The sequence below is a fragment of the Streptomyces sp. URMC 124 genome, from assembly GCF_051386455.1.
Taxonomy (GTDB): domain Bacteria; phylum Actinomycetota; class Actinomycetes; order Streptomycetales; family Streptomycetaceae; genus Streptomyces.
Map to the genome: position 1 here is coordinate 36,388 of NZ_JBPQTS010000021.1, position 21,682 is coordinate 58,069.

19 protein-coding genes are annotated in these 21,682 nt (G+C 72.6%); 11 read left to right on the top strand and 8 right to left on the bottom strand.

All coding sequences use genetic code 11. The annotated features are described in order from the left end of the window. The first annotated feature begins 456 nt into the window (after positions 1 to 456). The 9 genes from ACSNOG_RS06795 to ACSNOG_RS06835 all read left to right on the top strand — a co-directional run bounded on the left by ACSNOG_RS06795 (position 457) and on the right by ACSNOG_RS06835 (position 9,448). Positions 457 to 1,725, top strand: a complete 1,269-nt coding sequence (locus ACSNOG_RS06795; protein WP_436751627.1) for a beta-ketoacyl-[acyl-carrier-protein] synthase family protein — start codon at positions 457 to 459, stop codon at positions 1,723 to 1,725. Continuing rightward, positions 1,722 to 2,954 carry a ketosynthase chain-length factor gene (locus ACSNOG_RS06800; protein ID WP_436751628.1) on the top strand — a complete coding sequence of 411 codons (1,233 nt, stop codon included), beginning with the start codon at positions 1,722 to 1,724 and terminating at the stop codon, positions 2,952 to 2,954. The genes ACSNOG_RS06795 and ACSNOG_RS06800 overlap by 4 nt, the downstream gene beginning before the upstream one ends. 56 nt (positions 2,955 to 3,010) lie before the next feature. Next, the gene (locus ACSNOG_RS06805) at positions 3,011 to 3,274 is read left to right on the top strand and encodes an acyl carrier protein (protein ID WP_058047372.1); all 264 of its coding nucleotides are present in this window, start codon (positions 3,011 to 3,013) and stop codon (positions 3,272 to 3,274) included. 111 nt (positions 3,275 to 3,385) lie between these two features. Continuing rightward, positions 3,386 to 4,348, top strand: coding sequence for an aromatase/cyclase (locus tag ACSNOG_RS06810; RefSeq protein WP_436751629.1), 963 nt, complete (start codon positions 3,386 to 3,388; stop codon positions 4,346 to 4,348). 51 nt (positions 4,349 to 4,399) lie between these two features. Then, complete coding sequence (locus ACSNOG_RS06815) at positions 4,400 to 4,831, top strand: nuclear transport factor 2 family protein (protein WP_436751630.1); 432 nt, start codon at positions 4,400 to 4,402, stop codon at positions 4,829 to 4,831. Next, a complete protein-coding gene (locus ACSNOG_RS06820) occupies positions 4,815 to 6,572 on the top strand; it encodes an acyl-CoA dehydrogenase family protein (protein WP_436751631.1) in 1,758 nt (585 codons plus the stop codon). Before ACSNOG_RS06815 ends, ACSNOG_RS06820 begins: the two co-directional genes overlap by 17 nt. A 54-nt stretch (positions 6,573 to 6,626) precedes the next feature. After that, the gene (locus ACSNOG_RS06825) at positions 6,627 to 7,523 is read left to right on the top strand and encodes a 4'-phosphopantetheinyl transferase family protein (protein ID WP_436751632.1); all 897 of its coding nucleotides are present in this window, start codon (positions 6,627 to 6,629) and stop codon (positions 7,521 to 7,523) included. Between the two features lie 34 nt (positions 7,524 to 7,557). Beyond that, entirely contained in the window at positions 7,558 to 8,469 is a 912-nt protein-coding gene (locus tag ACSNOG_RS06830; protein ID WP_436751633.1) for an MBL fold metallo-hydrolase, read from the top strand. A gap of 172 nt (positions 8,470 to 8,641) precedes the next feature. Beyond that, complete coding sequence (locus ACSNOG_RS06835; protein WP_436751634.1) at positions 8,642 to 9,448, top strand: AfsR/SARP family transcriptional regulator; 807 nt, start codon at positions 8,642 to 8,644, stop codon at positions 9,446 to 9,448. Between the two features lie 78 nt (positions 9,449 to 9,526). Here the strand turns inward: ACSNOG_RS06835 and ACSNOG_RS06840 are convergent, their stop codons facing one another. From ACSNOG_RS06840 to ACSNOG_RS06875, 8 genes are all read right to left on the bottom strand, one after another. Further along, on the bottom strand, positions 9,527 to 10,669 hold the full coding sequence (locus ACSNOG_RS06840) for a hydrolase (protein WP_436751635.1): 1,143 nt from the start codon (positions 10,667 to 10,669) through the stop codon (positions 9,527 to 9,529). Positions 10,670 to 10,761: 92 nt separating this feature from the next. Then, complete coding sequence (rfbH, locus tag ACSNOG_RS06845; RefSeq protein ID WP_436751636.1) at positions 10,762 to 12,060, bottom strand: lipopolysaccharide biosynthesis protein RfbH; 1,299 nt, start codon at positions 12,058 to 12,060, stop codon at positions 10,762 to 10,764. Further along, positions 12,057 to 13,112: a Gfo/Idh/MocA family protein gene (locus tag ACSNOG_RS06850; RefSeq protein ID WP_436751637.1), complete on the bottom strand. Its 1,056-nt coding sequence runs from the start codon at positions 13,110 to 13,112 to the stop codon at positions 12,057 to 12,059. Before ACSNOG_RS06850 ends, rfbH begins: the two co-directional genes overlap by 4 nt. After that, the gene (locus ACSNOG_RS06855; RefSeq protein ID WP_436751638.1) at positions 13,109 to 14,419 is read right to left on the bottom strand and encodes an NDP-hexose 2,3-dehydratase family protein; all 1,311 of its coding nucleotides are present in this window, start codon (positions 14,417 to 14,419) and stop codon (positions 13,109 to 13,111) included. The genes ACSNOG_RS06850 and ACSNOG_RS06855 overlap by 4 nt, the downstream gene beginning before the upstream one ends. 120 nt (positions 14,420 to 14,539) lie before the next feature. Then, on the bottom strand, positions 14,540 to 15,805 hold the full coding sequence (locus tag ACSNOG_RS06860; RefSeq protein WP_436751639.1) for a DUF6365 family protein: 1,266 nt from the start codon (positions 15,803 to 15,805) through the stop codon (positions 14,540 to 14,542). Positions 15,806 to 15,826: 21 nt separating this feature from the next. After that, complete coding sequence (locus ACSNOG_RS06865; protein ID WP_436751640.1) at positions 15,827 to 17,002, bottom strand: DegT/DnrJ/EryC1/StrS family aminotransferase; 1,176 nt, start codon at positions 17,000 to 17,002, stop codon at positions 15,827 to 15,829. A 116-nt stretch (positions 17,003 to 17,118) separates the two neighbouring features. Next, positions 17,119 to 18,252 carry a nucleotide disphospho-sugar-binding domain-containing protein gene (locus tag ACSNOG_RS06870; protein WP_436751641.1) on the bottom strand — a complete coding sequence of 378 codons (1,134 nt, stop codon included), beginning with the start codon at positions 18,250 to 18,252 and terminating at the stop codon, positions 17,119 to 17,121. A gap of 88 nt (positions 18,253 to 18,340) precedes the next feature. Next, positions 18,341 to 19,180, bottom strand: a complete 840-nt coding sequence (locus tag ACSNOG_RS06875; protein WP_436751642.1) for an SAM-dependent methyltransferase — start codon at positions 19,178 to 19,180, stop codon at positions 18,341 to 18,343. Between the two features lie 143 nt (positions 19,181 to 19,323). Here ACSNOG_RS06875 and ACSNOG_RS06880 point away from each other — a divergent pair, with 143 nt between their 5' ends. Next, on the top strand, positions 19,324 to 20,403 hold the full coding sequence (locus ACSNOG_RS06880; RefSeq protein ID WP_436751643.1) for a glucose-1-phosphate thymidylyltransferase: 1,080 nt from the start codon (positions 19,324 to 19,326) through the stop codon (positions 20,401 to 20,403). Then, positions 20,400 to 21,368, top strand: coding sequence for a dTDP-glucose 4,6-dehydratase (gene rfbB / locus ACSNOG_RS06885; protein WP_436751644.1), 969 nt, complete (start codon positions 20,400 to 20,402; stop codon positions 21,366 to 21,368). Before ACSNOG_RS06880 ends, rfbB begins: the two co-directional genes overlap by 4 nt. Positions 21,369 to 21,682 lie beyond the last annotated feature (314 nt).

Below are 21,682 nucleotides of genomic sequence, written 5' to 3' on the forward strand. Positions count from 1 at the left end.
CACAGGCCGGCCGGGCACGGAGCGGCCGGCCACAGGGTGGCTGGACACAGGGCTGAGTTGCACGGATCTGGCTTCCATCGTCTCTCCCCACGTGATGGCTACCGACGGCGCATTTGACCGTACCAAACCGACTGCGTTGTTTCTATTACTCTTTGAAACCTTGACCGGGAGAGGCGTTACACCCCTTCTTGCCCGGTTTCCTCCCTCTCCATCCCGCCCCAGGCCCGGCCGAAAACCAACCGGAAGCCCTGGGTACGGGCCCTCCGACGTCGCCTTACCAAGAGAAACCGGCCAGCCGGTTTCTTGTGATGAGGGAGCGAAGGGCGTGACGGAAGGCGCCGGAGGTGCCCCATCCGTCTTCGAGTGGTGTTCGAGCCCGGAGCCGCACCGTTTCCCCACGGCAAGCGGAAAGGAACGTGACTCGATGTTCAGCTCGAAGGAAGGCGTGCCCACGCGATGACCCGACGAGTGGTGATCACCGGAATCGGCGTCCGCGCCCCGGGCGGCTCCGGCACCAAGGAGTTCTGGGACCTGCTCACCGCGGGCCGCACCGCCACCCGGCGGATCTCGTTCTTCGACGCGGCTGCCTTCCGGTCCCAGGTGGCGGCCGAGGCCGACTTCTTCCCCGAGGCCGAGGGCTTCTCCCCGCGCGAGATCCGCAGGATGGACCGGGCGACCCAGTTCGCCGTCGCCTGCACCCGCGAGGCCGTGGCCGACAGCGGGCTGGAGTTCGCCGGCGTCGACCCGCACCGCGTGGGCGTGAGCCTCGGCAGCGCCGTCGCCTCCGCGACCAGCCTGGAGAACGAGTACCTCGTGATGGCCGACAAGGGCCGCGAGTGGCTGGTCGACCCCGACTACCTGTCGCCGCACATGTTCGACTACCTCAGCCCGGGCGTGATGCCCGCCGAGGTCGCCTGGGCCGCGGGCGCCGAGGGCCCCGTGACCATGGTCTCCGACGGCTGCACCTCCGGCCTCGACGCCGTGGGCTACGGCGTCCAGCTCATCCGCGAGGGCTCCGCCGACGTGATGATCGCCGGCGCGTCGGACACCCCGATCTCCCCGATCGTGCTGGCCTGCTTCGACGCCATCAAGGCCACCACCACGCGCAACGACGACCCCGAGCACGCCTCCCGGCCGTTCGACGCCTCCCGCAACGGCTTCGTCCTCGCCGAGGGCAGCGCCATGTTCGTCCTGGAGGAGTACGAGGCCGCCAAGGCCCGCGGCGCGCAGATCTACGCCGAGGTCACCGGCTACGCCACGCGCTGCAACGCGTACCACATGACCGGCCTGAAGAAGGACGGCCGGGAGATGGCGGAGGCGATCCGCGCCGCGCTCGACGAGTCGCGCATCGACCCCACCGTCGTGGACTACGTCAACGCGCACGGCTCCGGGACCAAGCAGAACGACCGCCACGAGACGGCCGCGTTCAAGATCGCGCTCGGGCAGCACGCCTACGACGTTCCGGTCAGCTCCATCAAGTCGATGGTCGGCCACTCCCTCGGCGCCATCGGCTCCATCGAGATCGCGGCCTGCGCCCTGGCCATCAAGCACGACGTCGTACCGCCGACGGCCAACCTGCACACGCCCGACCCCGAGTGCGACCTCGACTACGTCCCGCTGACGGCGCGCGAGCAGCGGGTGGACTCCGTCCTCACCGTCGGCAGCGGCTTCGGCGGTTTCCAGAGCGCGATGATCCTGCGCGCCCCGGAAGGAGTGAAGGCATGACCAGCAAGGACGCTCCGAACAGCCGGACCGTGATCACCGGCATCGGCGTCACCGCCCCCAACGGCCTGGGCACCGACGCCTACTGGAAGGCGGTGCTCGCGGGCCACACCGGCATCGGCCCCGTCACCCGCTTCGACGCCTCCCGCTACGCCGCCTCCCTCGCCGGCCAGATCGACGACTTCGACGCCGCCGAGCACCTCAACAGCCGGCTGCTCCCGCAGACCGACCCCTCGACGCGGCTCGCGCTCGTCGCCGCCGACTGGGCCCTCACCGACGCCGACGTCTCGCCCGACACCCTGCCGGACTACGACATGGGCGTCGTCACCTCCAACGCGATGGGCGGCTTCGACTTCACCCACCGCGAGTTCGACAAGCTGTGGAGCAAGGGCCCGGACTTCGTCAGCGTCTACGAGTCCTTCGCCTGGTTCTACGCGGTCAACACCGGCCAGATCTCCATCCGCCACAAGCTGCGCGGACCGAGCGCGGCCCTTGTCGGCGAGCAGGCCGGCGGCCTGGACGCGCTCGGCCACGCCCGGCGCACGATCCGCCGCGGCACCCCGCTCGTGGTGGCGGGCGGCGTCGACTCCGCCCTCGACCCGTGGGGCTACGTCTCCCAGCTGGCCGGCGGCCGCGTCACCACCGCCACCGACCCCGCCCGCGCCTACCTGCCCTTCAGCGCCGACGCCTCGGGCTACGTCCCCGGCGAGGGCGGCGCGATCCTCGTCGCCGAGGACGAGGCGAGCGCCCGCGCGCGCGGCGTGCAGCACGTCTACGGCGAACTCGCGGGCTACGCCGCGACCTTCGACCCGGCGCCCGGCACCGGCCGTCCCCCGGCCCTGCGCCGCGCCGCCGAGGCCGCCCTGGCCGACGCGGGCCTCGCGCCCGGCGACATCGACGTGGTCTTCGCCGACGGCGCCGGCGTGCCCGAGCTGGACGCGGCGGAGGCCGCGGCCATCAGCGGCCTGTTCGGCGCCGGAGCCGTGCCCGTCACCGCCCCGAAGGCCCTCACCGGCCGGCTCTACTCCGGCGGCGGCCCGCTGGACGTCGCGACGGCCCTGCTGTCGATCCGCGACGGCGTGATCCCCCCGACCCCCACGGGCGCCCCGGTGCCCGAGGGCTACGGCCTCGACCTGGTCCAGGGCGCACCCCGCGACCAGCGGGTCCGCACCGCCCTGGTGCTCGCGCGCGGCCGGCACGGGTTCAACTCGGCCGTCGTCGTCCGCGCCTAGCCCCGCGGGCGGCTCCGGCCGTACGCGCACACCTCTACCCACCTGGAGTAATCCCCATGGCCCACATGACCGTTGACGACGTCCGCCGCATCCTCGTCGAGTGCGCCGGCGTCGACGACAGCATCGACATCACCGGCGACATCTCCGACCGCCCCTTCGACGAACTGGGTTACGACTCGCTCGCCCTGATGGAGAGCGCCGCCCAGATCAAGCAGGAGTTCGGCGTCGTCGTCCCGGACGACGAGCTGGTCGAGGTCGAGACGCCGCGGGCCCTCATCGACCTGGTCAACGGCCTGGTCACCGAGGCCGCCGCCGCCTGACGCGCCGCGCACCCCACCGCACCGAGCGGCCCCGCAGCACGCACCCGGGTCCGGGCACGGGAGAACCACGTGCCCGGACCCGGCCCCGTACGCACCGAGGAGACGAACGACATGACGGAACCGCGCCGGCACCACACCGAGCACACCCTGGATGTTTCCGCGCCCCCGGAGGTGCTCTACGGCCTGGTCGCGGACGTCACGACCTGGCCCGCCATCTTCGGGCCGAGCGTCCACGTCCACCACCTGGAGCGCGGCGAGCGGACGGAGCGCTTCGAGATCTGGGCCACAGTGGGCGGCAAGGTCAGCACCTGGACCTCCCGGCGCACCCTCGACCCCGAGGCGCGGCGCGTGACCTTCCGGCAGGAGCGCAGCCAGGCCCCCATCGCCTCCATGGGCGGTGAGTGGATCTTCGAGGCGCTGCCGGGCGGCGGCACCCGCGTGGTGCTGCTCCACGACTTCACGGCCGTCGGCGACGCGCCGGAGACGGTCGCGGCGGTCAACGCGGCGCTGGACCGCAACAGCCCCGAGGAGCTGGCGGCGCTGGCGCGGATCGCCGAGTACGGCGGCCCCGCCTCCGACGTGGTGTTCTCCTTCACCGACACCGTCGAGCTGACGGGTTCGGCCGCCGACGCCTTCGACTTCGTCAACCGCGCCGACCTGTGGGCGGAGCGCCTCCCGCACGTCCGGCAGGCCCGGCTGACCGAGGACGTCCCCGGCATCCAGGACCTGGAGATGGACACGGTCACCGCCGACGGCTCGGCCCACACCACCCGCTCCACCCGCATCTGCCGCGGCCCGGAGTGGATCGCCTACAAGCAGCACGTCATGCCGAAGCTGCTGCTCGGCCACAGCGGCCTGTGGCACTTCGCGGACAAGCCCGGCGGCGGCGCCGTCGCCACCGCCCGGCACACGGTGGCGGTCAACCCCGGGGCGGTCACCGAGGTCCTGGGCGCGGACGCCACCCTCGCCGACGCCCGTCAGTACCTCCGCGAGGCCCTCGGCCGCAACAGCCTCGCCACCATGGCGCACGCCGCGACGTACGCCGAGGAGCGCGCCGCCGCGCAGGCCGGCTGATCCCTTCCCCCTCCCCCTTTTCTTCTTCTCTTCTTCCTTCCCGGAGGCACCATGACCGCCACCACGCAGTCCCTGACGGAGCTCCACTCCCAGGTCCAGCACTTCTACGCCCACCAGATGCACCACCTCGACGCCCGGCGCTTCGAGGAGTACGCGGCGACGTTCACCGAGGACGGCGTCTTCCAGCACTCGCCGGGCGCCGAGCCCGCCGTCGGCCGCCCCGGCATCGTCGAGGAGCTCGTGAACTTCCACAAGAAGTTCGACGGCGACCCGGTCACCCGCCGCCACTGGTTCAACCAGATCGCCCTGGACCCGCAGGACGACGGGACCGTCAAGTCGACGGTGTACGCCCTCGTGGTGACTGTCCGCCCCGGCGGCAAGCCCGAGATCAACCCGAGCTGCACGGTGCACGACACGCTGGTGGTGAACGGGGGCGAGGTGCAGCTGAAGTCCCGCCTGATCACCCATGACCAGGTCTTCTGACATCGCCCCCACAGCCGGACCCGGTGCGCCCGCCGACCGGGTGACCGCGCTGGAGCGCCTTTTGGGCGACCCCCGCGACCCGGGCAACCCGCTCGGTCACGCCGCCGTCCTGGCCGCCGACCGCCGCGGCGAGCTGCCGCTGGGCGGCGAGCCCCTGCTGGACGCCTTCGGCCTGCGGCAGGAGATCGTCCCGCAACCCCTCGGCGGGCGTCTGACCCGCCTGGACACCGCGACGCAGCTGCTGCGCGCGGTGTTCCGGCGCGACTTCGCCCTGGGGCGCGGGCACGGATCGGTCTCCCTGGTCTCCGCCGTGTTCGCCTGGTGCCACGGCACCCCGGAACAGCAGGCCCGCACGGCCCGGCTGCTCCTGGACGGCGGGCGGCTCGCCGTCGCGTTCCAGAACATGTCCTACGGCAACGAGTTCAGCAGCGGCGACCTCACCCTCACCCCCGGGCCGCGGGGCGGCGGGCTGCTGGACGGGCGCACCCCGCTGATCGCCAACGCGCCCCTGGCCGCCGGCTTCGTCCTGCTGGCCCGGCACGCGGACGGCGACGGCGCCCACTCGGCGCTGCTCCTGGACCGCGCCGACCTGCCGCCGGACGCCGTGCGGCTGCTCTCCCCGTACGACGCCGCCGCGGTGCGCCGGCTGCCCGCGGGCCTGCTGGAGTTCGACCGGTGGCCCGTCCCCGAGGGCAGCGTGCTCGGCGCGCCCGGTGACGGGACGGCGGTCGCCCTGCGATCCCTGCAGGTCAGCAGGCCGCTCGTGCCGTCGATGGCGGTCGGGTGCGCCGACACCGCGCTGCGCTCGGTGGTCGCGGCGGTGCTGGAGCGCACGCCGGGGGTGCGCCCGCTGACCTCGCGGTACGCGCGGCGTGCGATCACGTCCTCGTTCGCGGACGCCCTGGTGTGCGACTGCCTGCTGCTGGCCACGATCCGCTCGCTGCACCTCCTGCCGGAGGAGTCCAGCGTGTGGACGGCGGCCGCCATGTGCCTGGTGGTGCGCATGCTGCAGCAGAGCACGGGCGACCTCGCGGCCGTCCTGGGGCCGCGCGCCCTGCAGGAGGAAGGCGGCTTCGGCACGTTCCGCAAACACCTGCGCGACCTGTCGGAGATCCCGCCGGGACCGATCGGCGCCGCCGCGGCCCTGGCGACCCTGGTCCCGCAACTGCCCTTCCTGGCCCGTACGTCGTGGACCGCCGCCGCGCCACCGGCCGCCCTGTTCTCCGCCGCCGCGCCCCTGCCCCCGCTCGACCCCTCCCGGCTCGACCTCGCCGCCGGCGGGGACACGCTGATGGCGGTGCTGCCGCACGCCGAGGAGACCCTGGACGCCCTCCCCGTCACCGGCCCGGACGGGGAGGTGCTGCGCTCCCAGGTGCGGGCGCTGGCCGCCGCGCTGCGGGCGCTCGGCGCCAAGTGCCGCGCCCTGCCCAAGCAGGACCTCGCCGCCCTGGCCACCCCGCACGGCTACGCCCTCGCCGAGCGCTACACCCTCCTCGCGGCGGCGGCCGCCTGCCTGGGCGTGTGGCTGTACGGCGACCGCGAGCGGCAGCCGGGCTTCCTGTCCGACCCCGCCTGGCTGATCGCGGCGCTCGGCAGGGTCCAGTTCCGCCTCGGCCTGCCCGAGCCCGCCGCCGACGGCAGACGCGGCGAGGCGCTCCTCGCGGCCGTGGTCGAGCGCTGCACCCAGGGCCGCAGCCTCGACCTGTACGACGTGCCGCTGGGTGGCGGGCCGACCGCATAGCGCCCGCCGCACGTCCGGCAAACGGCAGCCGGCCATCGCACCAAGGGAGATCACATGGCCACATCCGGCACCCGGGGGCTGGCCGGTTCGGCGCCGGTCCGCATCACGGCCCCGGACGGCCCGTGGACCGCGGCGGACGCCGCCATGGAGGAGCGGGGCTTCGCCCTGGTCTACGGGCTGATGGCCGACTGGGGAGACCACGGCCTGCCGGACGGCGAACTCCGCAGGCTGCTCGGGCAGGAGGCCGAGCGCCACGCCGGCATCCGCCAGGAGCGGACGCGGCGGCGCTTCGCCGCCTCCCGGCTGCTGCTGAAGCACGCGGCGGGCGCCGTCCTGGACGCCGACCCGGGCGACCTGGAGCTCGCCCGCAACCCCAACGGCAGGCCCTACCTGCGCGGTTGCGGCCAGCTGGAGGTGAGCCTGAGCCACACGGGGGACATCCTCGCCGTGGGACTCAGCCACGTCGGCCCGATCGGCGTCGACGTGGAGTCCTCGGCCCGCCCGATCCACGGCACGGGCCTGGCCGAGGAGTCCTTCACCGCCTACGAGCGGGCCGCGCTGGGCTGGCTGCCGGAGGAGGACCGCAACGCGTCCATGATCCGGCTGTGGACCCTCAAGGAGGCCTACAGCAAGGCCCTGGGGCTGGGCCTGCGGCTGCCCTTCACCTCCTTCGGCTTCACGATCCCGGCCGCCTCCGGCGCCACGGCCCGGCTGCTGCGCTCGGACGGCTCCCCGGCCGACGACGGCGACTGGCACCTGGAGTCCCACACGCTGCCCGCGGGCTACACCGTCAGCGCGGCGGTGGCCCCGGCGGTCTTCGGCACGGCGAGGAGGCCGACGGCGGGGACGGTGCTGGACGCGGGCCTGGCAGCGGCGGTGCTGTCCGCACGCCCCCGCGGGGGACCGGCCGCGCCTCCTCGACCCGCACTCGATTCCCGCTCGCCACAGTGATCGAGCCCCTTCCCCGACCCGCGGAGAACACCCGGTGAACACCCAAGCCACCCCCCGCCTCCAAGAGGTGGCGGAGAACGTCCACGCCTACGTCCAGCCCGACGGCGGCTGGTGCCTGAACAACGCCGGCCTCATCGTCGCCGGCAACCGTTCCGCCCTCGTCGACACGGCCGCGACGGAGGCACGCGCACGCGCCCTGAAGGAGGCCGTCGCCCCCCTCACGGCGCGACCCCCGCAGTTCGTCGTCAACACCCACTCCCACGGCGACCACACCTTCGGCAACTACCTCTTCGCCGACGACGCCGTGATCGTCTCCCATGAGCGCACCCGGACCGAGATGGCGGACGTCGGCCTGCACCTGACGGGCCTGTGGCCCGAGGTGTGCTGGGGCGACGTCTCGGTGGAGCTGCCCACCCTCACCTTCCGCGACCGGCTGACCCTGCACATCGGGGACGTCACGGCCGAGCTGCTGCACCCGGGCATCGCGCACACGACCAACGACACGGTCGTCTGGCTGCCCCAGCAGCGGGTCCTGTTCACCGGCGACCTGGTGATGTCGGGGGCCACGCCGTTCTGCCTGATGGGCTCGGTCTCCGGCTCGCTGGCCGTCACCGAGCAGCTGCGCGCGCTCGACCCGGTGACGGTCGTCGCGGGCCACGGCCCCGTGGGCGGACCGGAGTTGCTCGACGTGACGGAGGGGTACCTGCGGCGCGTGCAGGAGATCGCCCGAGAGGGTCTCGCGGCGGGGATCGGCCCGCTGGAGGCCGCGCGCGAGGCGGATCTCGGGGAGTACGCCGGGCTGCTCGACTCCGAGCGCCTGGTGCCCAACCTGCACCGCGCGTACGCGGAGGAGAAGGGGGCGCCTCCCGGCCGTCCGCTGGACGTCGGCCTGCTCTTCTCCGAGATGGTCGAGTACCACGGCGGACTGCCCGCGTGCCACGCGTGACACACGTATGAACCGGACGTGACGGGGCTCGTAAAAAAGAAAACCTACCGGTCGGTAGCCTGACACTCTCACCGCCCCGGAGTGGGGGTTTTGTGCGGCAGACACCTACGTTGTCAGCAATCCTGCTCAACGCGGCACAGGGATCTTTGCACCCGGTACAGGAGTGTGTGCAGTGCGATTCAACCTCATCGGCCCGTTCGAGATCATCACCGAAGACGGGCGACCACCCCACCTGCCCAGCACGCCGAAGGTCTGTCAGACACTCGCCCTGCTCCTGACCCGGCCCAACGAGATCGTCACCTCGGAATCGCTGATCCAGGAGCTGTGGGGGGAGTCGCCGCCGCGCAGCGCCCTGACCACGTTGCAGACGTACATCTACCACGCGCGCAAGATGTTCATAGCCGAGCGGCTGGTGCCCGCCGAGCGGGCCCTGCTGATCACCCAGCCGCCCGGCTACCTCATCCGCGTGGAGGACCACGAGGTCGACATCAAGATCTTCGAACGCCTCGTGCTGCAGGGGAAGACGGCCCTGGAGAACGGCAGGCCCGAGGCCGCCGTCCAGCGCCTGGAGCAGGCGCTGGACCTGTGGCGCGGCCCCGCGCTCTCCAACATCCCCGCGGGCGACGTCCTCACCGGCCGCATCGTGCACCTCAACGAACTGCGCATCCGGGCCCTGGAGCTGCGCATCGAGGCGGAGCTGCAGCTCGGCCGGCAGCGGGAGTCCATCCCGCTGCTGCGCGCGCTCGTCAACGACTACCCGCTCAACGAATGGTTCCACGGCCAGCTGATCTCCGCCCTCAGCCACTCCGGGCGGCGCGCCGAGGCCCTGCAGGCGTACCAGAGCCTGCGCCGGATCCTCAACGACGAGCTGGGCCTGGAGCCGTCCCCCGAGCTGCAGCGGCTGCAGCTGGACGTGCTCAACCCGGCGGACACGGTGCCCGCGCAGCACCAGCGCCGCCTGGTGACCGCGGGCACCTGACCCCCCCACGAACACCAAGCGCCGGACGGCCCGTTACGGGTCCGTCCGGCGCTTTCGCCCAGGGGCGGCCGCCGGGCTTCAGGCGGAGGCGTTCAGCAGCCGGGCGTACGCGCCTGCCGCCGTCGGGAACTGCAGACCGCTGTGGCCCGCGCCGCAGTTCACGTCCCGCCAGCGCCGCTGCAGCTCCTCGCCCTCGGCCTGCGCACGGGTGCCGGCCGAGCGCAGCAGCCGGTCGCAGACCGTCGCGAGCATCTCCGCGGCGAGTGCGCAGTCCCGCCCGTTGCGGGCGGTGGCGAGCGCGTCGACGGCGCCGGTGTCGGTGGTGCGGGCGACGCGCTCCAGCAGCAGCCCGGCCGCGTCGGTCTCGCCCTCGGCACGGGCCAGGAGCTGTTCGAAGGTGCCGTGGTCGGAGCCCCCCGAGATGGCGCCCGCGGGGGCGGCCAGCTTGGCGGCGACGAGCTCGCGCCAGCGGCGCAGCGCGCCCCGGGTCGCGCCGAGCAGGGGCCCGCCGAGGGTGACGCCGTTGGCGGCCTTCATCGGCACGCGGTGGCAGTCCGCCTCCGCGTCGGGCGCGAGCCCCTTGAGCAGGACGTCGAGCGGGACGGTGTACGCGTCGGGCACGAGCACCTCGTCGAGCACGACGGTGTTGCTGCCGGTCCCGCGCATGCCGATGACGTGCCACGTCTCGCTGACGGCGTAGTCGGTGCGGGGCACGGCGAGGACGCGGACGCCGGTGCCCTCCTCGCCGGTGCGGGCGGCGACGAGCGTCCAGTCGGAGAAGTCGACGGCGCTGACGTAGTTCCAGGAGCCGGTGACGCGCCAGCCGCCGCCGGGGGCCCGCTCGGCGCTGCCCGAGGGCACGAGCCCAGCGACGACCACGGTCTGCGGCCCCTTCGCCCACACGCCCTCGCGGCCCTCCCGCGGCAGGTAGGCGGTCAGCCGCCCGGCGCTGGCGATCACGGAAGCGAACCAGGCCGCGGAGGCGCAGCCCTCGCCGAGCGCCGCGGAGGCGTCGAGGAGCTCGGCGAAGGACCCGGCCCCACCGCCGAGCGCCGCCGGCGCGAAGTGGCCGGCGAATCCGGCGGCCACGATGGCGTCCACGACGGGCCGGGAGAGCCGGCGGTCCGCCTCCGCGTCCGCGGCGTGCGCGGCGGCGAGCGGGGCGGCCGCCACGGCGGCCTCCAGCAGGGTGGGTGCTGCTGCGTCTGCTTCCCTGGTCATCGTGAGGCTCCTGTGGGTGTGCGGTGGTGCGGTGAGTGGCGGTGCGGAGGCGCCGGGAGGGGCCGGCGCGCGGCGGAACTCCTCGGCCGGCGTCAGGAGTTCTTCGCCGCGAAGTCCCGGATGGACTCGGCGGAGTAGTCGACCATCTCGGGGGTGAGGCCGGGGTAGACGCCGATCCAGAAGGTGTGCTCGGCGACGAGGTCGCTGTTGGCGAGCGAGCCGCTGATCCGGCGCGGGCGGTCCAGGTAGGCGGGGTGGCGGGTGAGGTTGCCGGCGAAGAAGCGGCGGGTGCCGATCTTCCGGCCCTCCAGGAACGCCACCAGGTCCTTGCGGGTGTAGCGCGCCTCGGGGCGCACGGTGAGGGCGAAGCCGAACCAGCTGGGGTCGCTGTCGGGCGTGGCCTCCGGCAGGAGCAGCCCCGGCACCCCGTCCAGGCCCTCGCGCAGCCGCTTCCAGTTGGCGCGCCGGGCCTCGCCGAACGCGTCGATCTTGGAGAGCTGGCTGAGGCCGAGGGCGGCCTGCAGGTCGGTCGCCTTCAGGTTGTAACCCACGTGGGAGAAGATGTACTTGTGGTCGTAGCCGTGCGGCAGGTCGCCCATCTGGTAGTCGAACCGCTTGAAGCAGCGGTTGTCCTCGCCCGGCTCGCACCAGCAGTCCCGGCCCCAGTCGCGCATCGACTCCACGATGCGGGCGAGCGCGAGGTTGTCGGTCAGCACGCAGCCGCCCTCGCCCATCGCCAGGTGGTGCGCGGGATAGAAGCTGGTGGTGGCGATGTCGCCGAAGGTGCCGGTGGGCTTGCCGCGGTAGAGGGAGCCGACGGCGTCGCAGTTGTCCTCGATGAGGAAGAGGTCGTGCTCCTCGGCGAGCTTCGCGACCTCCTCGACGGCGAAGGGGTTGCCCAGCGAGTGGGCGATCATGATCGCCTTGGTGCGCGGGCCGATGGCCTCGGCGATGCGCTCCGGCGTCGTGTTGTACGTGCCGAGCTCGACGTCGATGAAGACGGGCACGAGGCCGTTCTGGATGATCGGGTTGACGGTGGTCGGGAAGCCCGCCGCCACGGTGATCACCTCGTCGCCGGGCTGCAGCCGCCGGTCCTCCAGCTGCGGGGAGGTGAAGGCGGACAGCGCGAGGAGGTTGGCCGAGGATCCCGAGTTGGTCAGGTGGGCCTTGCGCAGCTTGAAGTACTTGGCGAACTGGCGCTCGAAGCGGCGGGAGCTGACACCGGCCGCGATGCGCATGTCCAGCGCGGCCTCGACCAGCGCCACGCGGTCGTCGGCGTCGAAGACGGCACCGGCCGGCCACACGCCGGTCTCCCCGGGGACGAACTCCTTCTCGTCCGTGCCGTGGTACGCACGGACCTGCTCCAGAATGCGGGCCTTGGCTTCGTTCATTTCTCTTCGCCTCCTACGGCGTACTCAGCGAGTCGTCGGGCGGTGCCGGCCCGGCCTCCGCGCACCTGCCCCGCCCGGTGGACGTCGGCGACCAGCTGCGCGTGGCGGACGGTCGCCTCGCCGGTCGTCGTCCCGGCGCCGGATCCGATGCTCGTCACCCACGCTCGGACCGCGGCCGTGACCTGGTCGAACGCCTCCAGCTCCAGCTCCTCGGCGCCGCCCTGCCGCTCGATCGCGATCACCGGGCGGTGGCCGGCCGGGGTCGTGAAGGCGTGGTCGAGGCGGAGCCGGCCGGCACTGCCGAGCACTTCGTAACGCGACGTGTAGTGGTGTTCCATGCCGAACGTGAGGTGGGCGGTCACCCCGTCGGGCCGCGCCAGCAGCACGCTGCCCGCGACGTCCACGCCCCGCTCCGGGTCGGTGCGCAGGTCCGCGCCGGCCACCTCCAGGCCGGGCCCGAGCAGCAGCTGGGCGGCCCGCAGCGGGTAGACGCCGACGTCGAAGAGCGCGCCGCCGCCCAGGTCGGCCCGGTAGCGGATGTCGCCGTCGGGCCGCGGCGGGATCGTAAACGCGGCGTGCAGGGTGCGGAGTTCGCCGATCGCGCCCTCGTCCAGCAGCTGCCGCACGCGCCGGTGCTGCGGGTGGTGGACGAACATGAAGTTCTCCATGAGCACCAGCCCGCGGGAGCGGGCCAGCTCCACGAGCCGCGCCGTCTCCCCGGCGTCCAGGGTCATCGGCTTCTCGGCCAGGACGTGCTTCCCGCCGAGCAGCGCGCGCTCGGTCCACTCGGCGTGCAGCGACGAGGGCAGCGGTACGTAGACGGCGTCGACGTCGTCGCGCTCCAGCAGCTCCGCGTAGCCCGCGGCGGCTTCGGCCCCGTACTGCTGGGCGACCCGCTCGGCCCGGGCGGCGTCGCGGGCGGCCACGGCCGTGAGCACGATGCCCTCCGTCCGCTCCACGGCGGGCAGCATCCGGCGCAGGGCGATGTCGGCGCAGCCCAGGAGCCCGAGGCGCACGGGCGCGGCCCTCGGGGCGCGCTTCGCGGCGCTCACCGCAGGAACCGCAGGCAGGCCAGGAGGTTGCGGGCCTCGACGTTCACGTGGTTCGCGTGGCGGATCATCGCCCCGAGCTGGTGGGGGGTCATCCAGATGTGGTCCGGGCCGGCGTCGAGCGGGAAGTCCTCGGGTGCCTCGACCGCGAGGTAGCGGTTCTCCGCGTGGTAGAAACGGCCGCCCTCCTCGGAGTGGACGACGTCCAGCAGGATCCGCCCGGGCGGCGCCGAGAGCACCTCGTCCAGGAACCGCGGACGGCTCCCGGCGGGCAGCCCCTCGTAGTTGGCGGGCGTGCACTGCACGGTGGGGCCCATTTCGAGGACGTCGAAGCTGCCCGCCTCGGTGCGGGCCTTCACCAGCAGGTGGAGCGTGCCCTCGATGCGCCGGGTGAGGAAGGCGATCACGCCCCGGCCCACCGGCGCGATCATGGGCTGCGACCAGCGGGAGACCTCGCGCCCCTGGGCCTCGACGTCCACGCCGATGACCTTGAAGAAGCGGCCGCTCTCGTGCACCACGGCCCCGTCCGCCTCGGCCCAGCCGCCGACCTCCGCCAGCGGGATGCGGCGGCGGTCGAGCCGGTGCGAGGCCTTGGCCTCGGTGAACCAGCTCAGCAGCTCGGCCGTTCCGTGCAGGGCCCGGCCCTCGGCTCCGGTCGTGCGGCCCTGCACGGCCCAGCCGTCGGGCAGGCCCGACAGCACGGTGCGGGTGTCCATGTTGACGAGGTTCTCGACGTTCAGCAGCTCACCGATCTGGTCGAGCGTGAGCCAGCAGAAGCCGTCGCGGACGGGGACGTCCCCGTCCACCTCGATGATCATGTTGCGGTTGCGCTTGCCGAGGAACCACGACCCCTGCTCCGACTGCAGCGCGTCGAAGACCACCCGGCCGGTGCGCGGCGCCAGGAAGTGCTCCAGGTACGGGACGGCGTTGCCCTGGTGCACCCGGGTGAAGTTGCTCCGCGTCGCCTGCACGGTCGGGGAGAGCTGCAGGATGTTGATGTTCCCCGGCTCCATCTTCACCTGGAGCAGGAAGTGCGGGACGCCGGCGAACTCCTTCACCAGGATGCCCAGGATCCCGGACTCCGGCTGCACGATGATCGGCTGCGACCAGGCGGCGACCTCCCGGTTGTCGGTCTCCGCCGCGATGCCCTCGATGCTGAAGAACCGCCCGCTGCGGTGCCGGATGTCGCCGGTCCCCGGCTCGAAGGACCAGCCGTCGAGCTCGCGCAGCGGGGCGGGCGTCACGCGGTGGTGCTGGGCCGCGCGCTGTTCGGCGAACCAGTCGTGGAACTCGCTTGTCTGCCGGAACACGGCAGCCCTCCTCATGATGTGCGGTTTCTTCAGCATTCGGCACCGGGTTAGAGCGCCGCTCGAAGGAGGCTCAGGGGTCGAAGGGCGCTCGGGGTCGAAGGGCGCTCAGGGCCGAAGGGCTCAGAGCGTCAGGCCCACGCGCCGCGCGGCGGTGGCGAAGACCTCGGTGGTCGCCGGGAGCCGGTCGATGCCGTCCCGGTAGGCGGCGCGCGCCTCCGCCAGCCGGGCGCGCACCAGCGGGTCGTGGAGGATGCCCGTCAGCGCCTCGACGACGCCCTGCTCGTCGAACAGCTCGGTCCGTACGGCGGTGTCGGCGAACGGGTTGTCCTCCAGCAGCGGCCCGACCACCTTGTCCCAGCTCAGGGGCCACATGTGGAACGAGGGGACGGCGCCGGGGAAGTCCGCGAGCCACGCCCGGACCGCGGGCGAGAGCCCGTCCGGGGCCCCGGTCCGCCCGCCGTCGCCCGCCGCTTCCCCGAGGGCGCGGGAGTTGAGGGCGAACATCCCCGGCACGTCGGCGAGGACGGCCCGCTCCAGCGCGTAGGACGGCAGGAACGCCGACATCACGGCGTCCGAGGCGCCGAGCAGGGCGTGGTAGCGCTGCGCGGTGTACGAGGCCTCCACGTGCACGCGCTCGGGCGGCAGCCCCAGCCCGTCCAGGTACGGACCGGCGACGACGAAGCGGGTGTCGTCCGGGAGCTGCCGCAGGTAGTGGCCGATCAGCCGCGGCACGCGGACGGCCAGCTCGCGCGTGCGGGGCCCGGCCCGCGTCTGCATGGTCTCCTGCCACGGCAGGGTCGGGAACATCAGCAGCTTCTCCGCCCCGCCGAGCCCCAGCGACCGGCGCACCTCCTCCCTCGCCGCGTCCGTCAGCGGCGCGATGCTCCGGTTGGCGCGGTAGGGCAGGCCCTGCCCGCCGGCCCGGGCCTCCGGGCGGCCCATCGGCACCGGGTGCAGGTGCACCGGCATGTCGAGGATGTTCCCGTCGGCGACGACGGTCTTCCCCAGCACCTCCAGCTCCCGCGTGGTGTTCGTCAGGTCGTGCAGGTCGAGGGGGATCACCGGCACGCCGAACTCCTGGACGTACCAGGGGTCGGTCTCGTAGCTGACCAGGTGCGTCAGCCAGTGCGCCAGGTAGTCGGCCAGCACGACGGCGTCCGGCCGGAACTCCCTGACGACCCGCCCGACCTCCTCGCGGACCCGGCCGCCCATGGCGGGCGTGATCACGGTGTACGGGTGTCCGGCGGTCTTGAGCTGGTCCTCGTTGTCCGCGTCGATCACGAAGTGGCTGACGACGCCGGCGTCCCCCAGCTGCTCCGCGAGATCGAGCCCGATGGTCGTCTCGTGCAGGCTCTTGGCCAGCGGGGACATGAACAGCAGTCGCATGACGTGGGTCTCCCGTTCCGGTCAGCCCGCGGCCGGGGCGCCGGCCGTCTCCGGGGCCAGGTCGCGGGTGCGGGTCTCGATCGCCTTGCGCAGCTCGGCCGCCACGGTGAGCACGTCCGCGTCGCCGAGGCCCGGGTGGATCGGCAGGCACAGGGTCTCGCCGGACGCCTGCTCGGTGCCGGGCAGTTCGGCGTCGGACCCGTAGGTGGGCACCTTGTGCAGCGGGGCGTAGCGGAAGGTCGTGTAGATGTCGGCGGCCAGCAGGTCGGAGGCGACCTGGTCGCGGATCCGCGCGTCCATCTGCACCCAGTAGAAGTAGTGCGAGGACTCGTGCCCGGCCGGCAGCGGCGGGGGCGTCTTCAGGCCCTCGACGCCCGCGAGTTCGCGGTCGTACAGCGCGACGATCTCCTTGCGCCGGCCGGTGAACTCCGGCAGCCGGCCGAGCTGCACGAGTCCGATCGCGGCCGTCAGGTCGTTGCCGATCACGCGCCGGCCGACCTCCGGCACCTCCAGCTCCCACCAGCGGTGCGAGACCTTGGCGTAGGCGAGGCCGGTGGCCTGCACGAGCCCGTGGTACGCGAGCCGGCGGGCCCGCTGCGCGCGCTCGGCGTCGCGCACGTAGAGCATCCCGCCGTCGCCCGTGACCAGCACCTTCGCGGCGTCGAAGCTCCACATGGCGAGGTCGCCGAAGGAGCCCGCCGCGCGGCCGTCCACGCGGGAGTCCACCGAGCAGGCGGAGTCCTCGACCAGGGCGAGGCCCCGCTCGCGGCAGCGCTCGGCGATCTCCACGACGTCGCCGGGGTGGCCGCCGTAGTGCAGCACCACGACCGCCTTGGTGCGCTCCGTGACCGCCGCCTCGATGTGCTCCCACGTGGGGTTCATCGTGCGCGGGTCGACGTCGCAGAAGACGGGCGTGGCCCCCACGGAGACGATGGCGTTGGCGGCCGCGAGGAAGCTCATGGACGGGATGACGACCTCGTCGCCCTCGGCCAGGTCGAGGACCTCCAGCGCCAGGAACAGCCCGGCCGTACCGGAGTTGACGAACAGGACGTGCTCCGGGGCGACCCCGAGGCGCTCGGCGAACGCCGCCTCGAAGGCCTTCGTGCGCGGCCCGTGCCCGAGCCACTTGCTGTCGAACACCTCGGCCACGGCCGCGAGTTCCGCGTCACCGACCTGCGGCTGGAAGAGATTGATCATTTGGTAGTACCCCTGGGAGTCGATGTGGCGCGGACACGTGCGGGCGGTGGGGGGCGTACGGGTGCGGTGCGCGCGGACGGCACACGGGGTGGCATCCGCGCGGCGGCGTACGGGTGTCAGGCCGCGGCGGCGAGCCGCTCGATCGCCCGCACCGCATCGGCGGACGTGGGCAGCGCGGCCACCTCGGCGGCCAGCTCCGCGGCCCGCTCGCGGTAGGAGGGGGTGGCCAGCATCTCCGCGCAGACGCGCGCGATGTTCTCGGCGCTGTCGTCGGCCGGGTCGATCATCGTCGCGGCCCCGTACGCGCTGAGCCGCGTCGAATAGTCCACGCAGTAGGGCAGGTAGGGCACGAGCACCTGGGGCACGCCGTACGAGAGGTAGCCCATCGTCGTGTTGCCGCCCGCGTGGTGGACGACGAGGTCGCAGGTCGGGGCCACCAGGTGCAGCGGGATCCAGCCGGCCCGCACGTGCTCCGGCAGCGGCCGCAGCTTCTCCGCGACCGCCTCGGGCGTCGCGATCAGCAGCTCGACGTCCAGCTTGCCGACCTTGTCGACCAGCCCGCTGAGGATGTCGAAGTCGGACTCCGGGGTGACCCGGCTGCCGGCCGACACCAGCACCCGGGGCCGGTCGCCCTTGGTGTACATCCAGGGCTCGACCGGCATCTGGGTGGCGAAGGGCACGTAGCGCATCATCTGCGCGGGCGGCGCGTCGGCGGGCCGCAGGCTGGGCGGGCAGATGTCGACGAACAGATCCGTGCGCGGCATCTCGTACATGCCGAGCCGCTCCAGCTCCGGGCCCAGCTCGGCGGCGGCCGCGAGGTCGATCGTGCGCGGCTCGCCCATGTCGATGGCCTGCTTCACGTACGGCACGCCCAGATGCCCGGCGATCAGCGGCGCGGCGAAGGCCAGCGCCCCGCCCACGACGACGTCCGGGCGCCAGTCCGCCGTCAGGGACAGCAGGCCGTCCAGGCAGGCGGCGGCGTAGCGGCCGAACGTGCGCCCGTTGAAGATGTAGCGCTCGTGAAGATCCTCGGGGATGGGCACGCGGATGCCGCGCCGGTCGACGAGGTGGTCCATCATCGGCACGTCGGAGACCGGGACACCGGGGATCCCGGCGCCCGTGATGGTCGCCATCATGTTCTCGGGGGCGGCCATAAAGACCTCGTGCCCGGCGTTGCGGGCGGCCTGGGCCAGCGGGACGATGCCGAAGATCACCCCGGAGGTGCCTCCCGCAACAAAGAGAATCTTCATGCGGTCATCGTTGGAACCGGGCCTCGAACCCTGCTCGACGGCGGCTCGACGGACCGGCCCCGCGAGGGTCTCCGGGGGACGGCGCGCCTCAGACCAGCGGCTTGCGCACCGTGATCACGGAGTACCCGAGCATGTCCCGCTCCAGCTTCGAGACCTTGCCGATCATCTCCTTGAACTCCTCGGCGAACTGCAGCCCGCCCTTCTCCACGACCTTGTCGTAGTTGTCCGCCACGAGCTGGTCGATCCGCGCGGCGGAACGCCGCAGGTGGGCGGTCGCGTCGTAGTTCCGCTCGACGGCCAGCCCCGCCGCGCCGATCATCTCGGCGTACTGGTCCGCGGTCGGCAGCGAGCCCACGGTGAAGCCCTCCAGCAGGACCTTGCGCCACTCCTCGTCCAGCTCGACCGACTCGACGTAGTCCGACAGCACGAACACGCCGCCGGGCCTCAGCACCCGCGCGATCTCCCGCAGCGCCGCGGGCCGGTCACCGAGGTACATCAGCGACTCCATGGCCCACACGGCGTCGAACTCACCGTCGGCGTAGGGAAGTTCCGACACGTCCGCCAGCGCGAACCGCACCCGCTCGGCGAGGCCCGCCGCGGCCGCCGCCTCCGTGCCGGCCGCGACCTGCTCCGCACTCACCGTGATGCCGGTGACCTCACCACCGCTGGCCTCCGCCAGCCGCAGCGCCGGGCGGCCCTGCCCGCAGCCGACGTCCAGGAGGTGCTGCCCGGGCTTCAGCCCGACCTGCCCGATGAGGACGTCCGTGAGCCGGTCCTTGGGGTCGGTCTCCGGGTCCTCGTCGTCCCACCAGCCGATGTGCAGGTTCTGGCCCATGAAGATCTCCCAGAGCCAGCCCTTCTCGTCGTAGACCTCGCCGACCTCGTCCGGGGACAGGGCCTGGGCCTCGGCCTGCGGTTCCTGCGTCATTGACTCTCAGCTCCTCCACATCGGCAACCGCGACGGGAAGAGAAGTTGTCAACATTAGTTCGACGGTGACTCGAATCGGAGTCGAGCGCGGTCGACCACGTTGTCCCCGATCCTGTCTCCTTGCGAGAATTTCTGGGGAACCCATGAAAGCACTGGTCCTGTCCGGTGGCGAAGGTACGCGGCTGCGGCCCTTCACCTACTCGATGGCGAAACAACTGGTCCCGGTGGCGAACAAGCCCGTCCTGGTGCACTGCCTGGAAAACCTGCGGGACATCGGCATCGAGGACGTGGGCGTCATCGTCGGCGGCCACGCTGCACAGATCGAGGCCACGGTGGGCGACGGCTCGCAGCTCGGGCTGCGCCTCACCTACATCCGCCAGGAGGCCCCGCTCGGACTCGCGCACTGCGTGGCCCTCGCGGCGGACTTCCTCGGCGACGACGACTTCGTGATGTACCTGGGGGACAACGTCCTGGCCGACGGCATCGCCGAGGCCGCCGAGGCCTTCCGGACCCGCCGCCCCGACGCCCAGGTCCTGGTGACCAAGGTCGCCGACCCGCGCCAGTACGGCGTGGCCGAGGTCGACGCCGACTCCAAGGTGCTCGCCCTCGTGGAGAAGCCGAGCGCGCCGCGCAGCGACCTCGCCGTCATCGGCGTGTACTTCTTCACCGCCGCCGTGCACGAGGCCGTGCGCGCCATCGAGCCCAGCGCCCGCGGCGAACTGGAGATCACCGACGCCATCCAGCACCTCGTCGACCAGGGCCGGACCGTCACCGCCCGCGAGTACGAGGGCTACTGGAAGGACACCGGCAAGATCGACGACCTGCTGGAGTGCAACCGGGAGATCCTCGACCGCCTCGGCGGCACCGCCGGCGACCGCGAGGGCGCCGACGTCGATGCGGAAAGCATTCTGCAGGGGCCGGTCGTCCTCGGACCGGGCGCCCGCGTCCTGCGCTCCAAGCTCACCGGCCCGCTCGTGATCGGCGCCGGAAGCGTCATCACCGGCAGCAACATCGGCCCCTACACCGCCGTCGGACGCGACTGCGTCCTCACGGACACCGGCGTCGAGGACTCCATCATCCTCGAAGGAGCCGCCATCAAGAACGTCCGCGACCTGCAGAGCTGCGTCATCGGCCGCTGGGCACAGGTCCAGGCGCCCGACACGGCCGCCTCGGGCAGCCGGCTGATCATCGGCGACCACACGCGCGCGGAGGTCATGGCATGAAGGTCCTCGTCACCGGCGGCGCCGGCTTCATCGGCTCGCACTACGTCCGCACCATGCTCTCCGGCGGCTACCGCGGCTACGAGGACGCGCACGTCACCGTCATCGACAAGCTCACCTACGCCGGCAACACGGACAACCTGCCGATGGACGACCCGCGGCTGACCTTCGTCCGCGGCGACGTCTGCAACCAGGACCTGCTGCGCCAGCTCCTCCCCGGCCACGACGCCGTCGTCCACTTCGCGGCCGAATCCCACGTCGACCGCTCCGTCGACGGCGCGGTGGCCTTCGTCCACAGCAACGTGCTCGGCACCCAGAGCGTCCTCGACGCCTGCCTGTACACCGGTGTGGACAACGTCGTGCACGTGTCGACCGACGAGGTCTACGGCTCCATCGCCACCGGCACGTGGACCGAGAAGTCGCCCCTGCTCCCCAACTCGCCCTACTCCGCCTCCAAGGCCGGCAGCGACCTCCTCGCCCGCGCCTACCACCGCACCCACAAGCTCAACGTGCGCATCACCCGGTGCTCCAACAACTACGGCACCCACCAGCACGTCGAAAAGCTCATCCCGCAGTTCGTCACCCGCCTCCTGCAAGGACAGCAGGTGCCCCTCTACGGCGAGGGCACCAACGTCCGCGAATGGCTGCACGTCGACGACCACTGCCGCGCCATCCAGCTCGTCCTCACCGCCGGCCGCGCGGGCGAGACGTACAACATCGGCGGCGCCACCGCCCTCACCAACCGCGAGATGACCGAACGGCTGCTCGACCTCACCGGCCACGACTGGTCGAAGGTCCGGCACGTCCCGGACCGCAAGGGCCACGACTTCCGCTACGCGATCAACGACGACAAGATCCGCGCCGAGCTCGGCTACGCGCCGCAGTGGACGCTCGACGAAGGCCTCAAGCGCGTCGTCGGCTGGTACGTCGACCACCCGGAGTGGTGGAAGCCCCTGCTCGACCACTGAGCCCGACCGCCGAGCCCGACCGCTGAGAACGCACCGCATGACCGAGAACCCACGGCCCGGCGGAATCCACCCCACCGCCTTCGAGTGCCGCTCGAGTCATCCTCGAGCGGCATCTGAAGGAGTGGCAGAACGGCACCCGCCCCCGCAGCAGCAGCCACAACCTTGGAGCACGTCCTGATGTCCGTCACGGAGGGGCACACCGGCCCGACGCCGACCACAGAGCCCGGCACCCCGGCCAAGGAGGTGCGCCGGCTGGACAGGGTGATCATCCGTTTCGCGGGTGACTCCGGGGACGGCATGCAGCTGACCGGCGA

Coding starts and splice junctions, on each gene's coding strand:
- ACSNOG_RS06860 (WP_436751639.1), bottom strand. CDS start 15,805: ATGCGACTGCTGTTCATGTCCCCGCTGGCCAAGAGCCTGCACGAGACG.
- ACSNOG_RS06815 (WP_436751630.1), top strand. CDS start 4,400: ATGACCGCCACCACGCAGTCCCTGACGGAGCTCCACTCCCAGGTCCAG.
- ACSNOG_RS06805 (WP_058047372.1), top strand. CDS start 3,011: ATGGCCCACATGACCGTTGACGACGTCCGCCGCATCCTCGTCGAGTGC.
- ACSNOG_RS06810 (WP_436751629.1), top strand. CDS start 3,386: ATGACGGAACCGCGCCGGCACCACACCGAGCACACCCTGGATGTTTCC.
- ACSNOG_RS06870 (WP_436751641.1), bottom strand. CDS start 18,252: ATGAAGATTCTCTTTGTTGCGGGAGGCACCTCCGGGGTGATCTTCGGC.
- ACSNOG_RS06875 (WP_436751642.1), bottom strand. CDS start 19,180: ATGACGCAGGAACCGCAGGCCGAGGCCCAGGCCCTGTCCCCGGACGAG.
- ACSNOG_RS06800 (WP_436751628.1), top strand. CDS start 1,722: ATGACCAGCAAGGACGCTCCGAACAGCCGGACCGTGATCACCGGCATC.
- rfbH (WP_436751636.1), bottom strand. CDS start 12,060: ATGAACGAAGCCAAGGCCCGCATTCTGGAGCAGGTCCGTGCGTACCAC.
- ACSNOG_RS06880 (WP_436751643.1), top strand. CDS start 19,324: ATGAAAGCACTGGTCCTGTCCGGTGGCGAAGGTACGCGGCTGCGGCCC.
- ACSNOG_RS06825 (WP_436751632.1), top strand. CDS start 6,627: ATGGCCACATCCGGCACCCGGGGGCTGGCCGGTTCGGCGCCGGTCCGC.
- ACSNOG_RS06865 (WP_436751640.1), bottom strand. CDS start 17,002: ATGATCAATCTCTTCCAGCCGCAGGTCGGTGACGCGGAACTCGCGGCC.
- ACSNOG_RS06820 (WP_436751631.1), top strand. CDS start 4,815: ATGACCAGGTCTTCTGACATCGCCCCCACAGCCGGACCCGGTGCGCCC.
- ACSNOG_RS06840 (WP_436751635.1), bottom strand. CDS start 10,669: ATGACCAGGGAAGCAGACGCAGCAGCACCCACCCTGCTGGAGGCCGCC.
- rfbB (WP_436751644.1), top strand. CDS start 20,400: ATGAAGGTCCTCGTCACCGGCGGCGCCGGCTTCATCGGCTCGCACTAC.
- ACSNOG_RS06795 (WP_436751627.1), top strand. CDS start 457: ATGACCCGACGAGTGGTGATCACCGGAATCGGCGTCCGCGCCCCGGGC.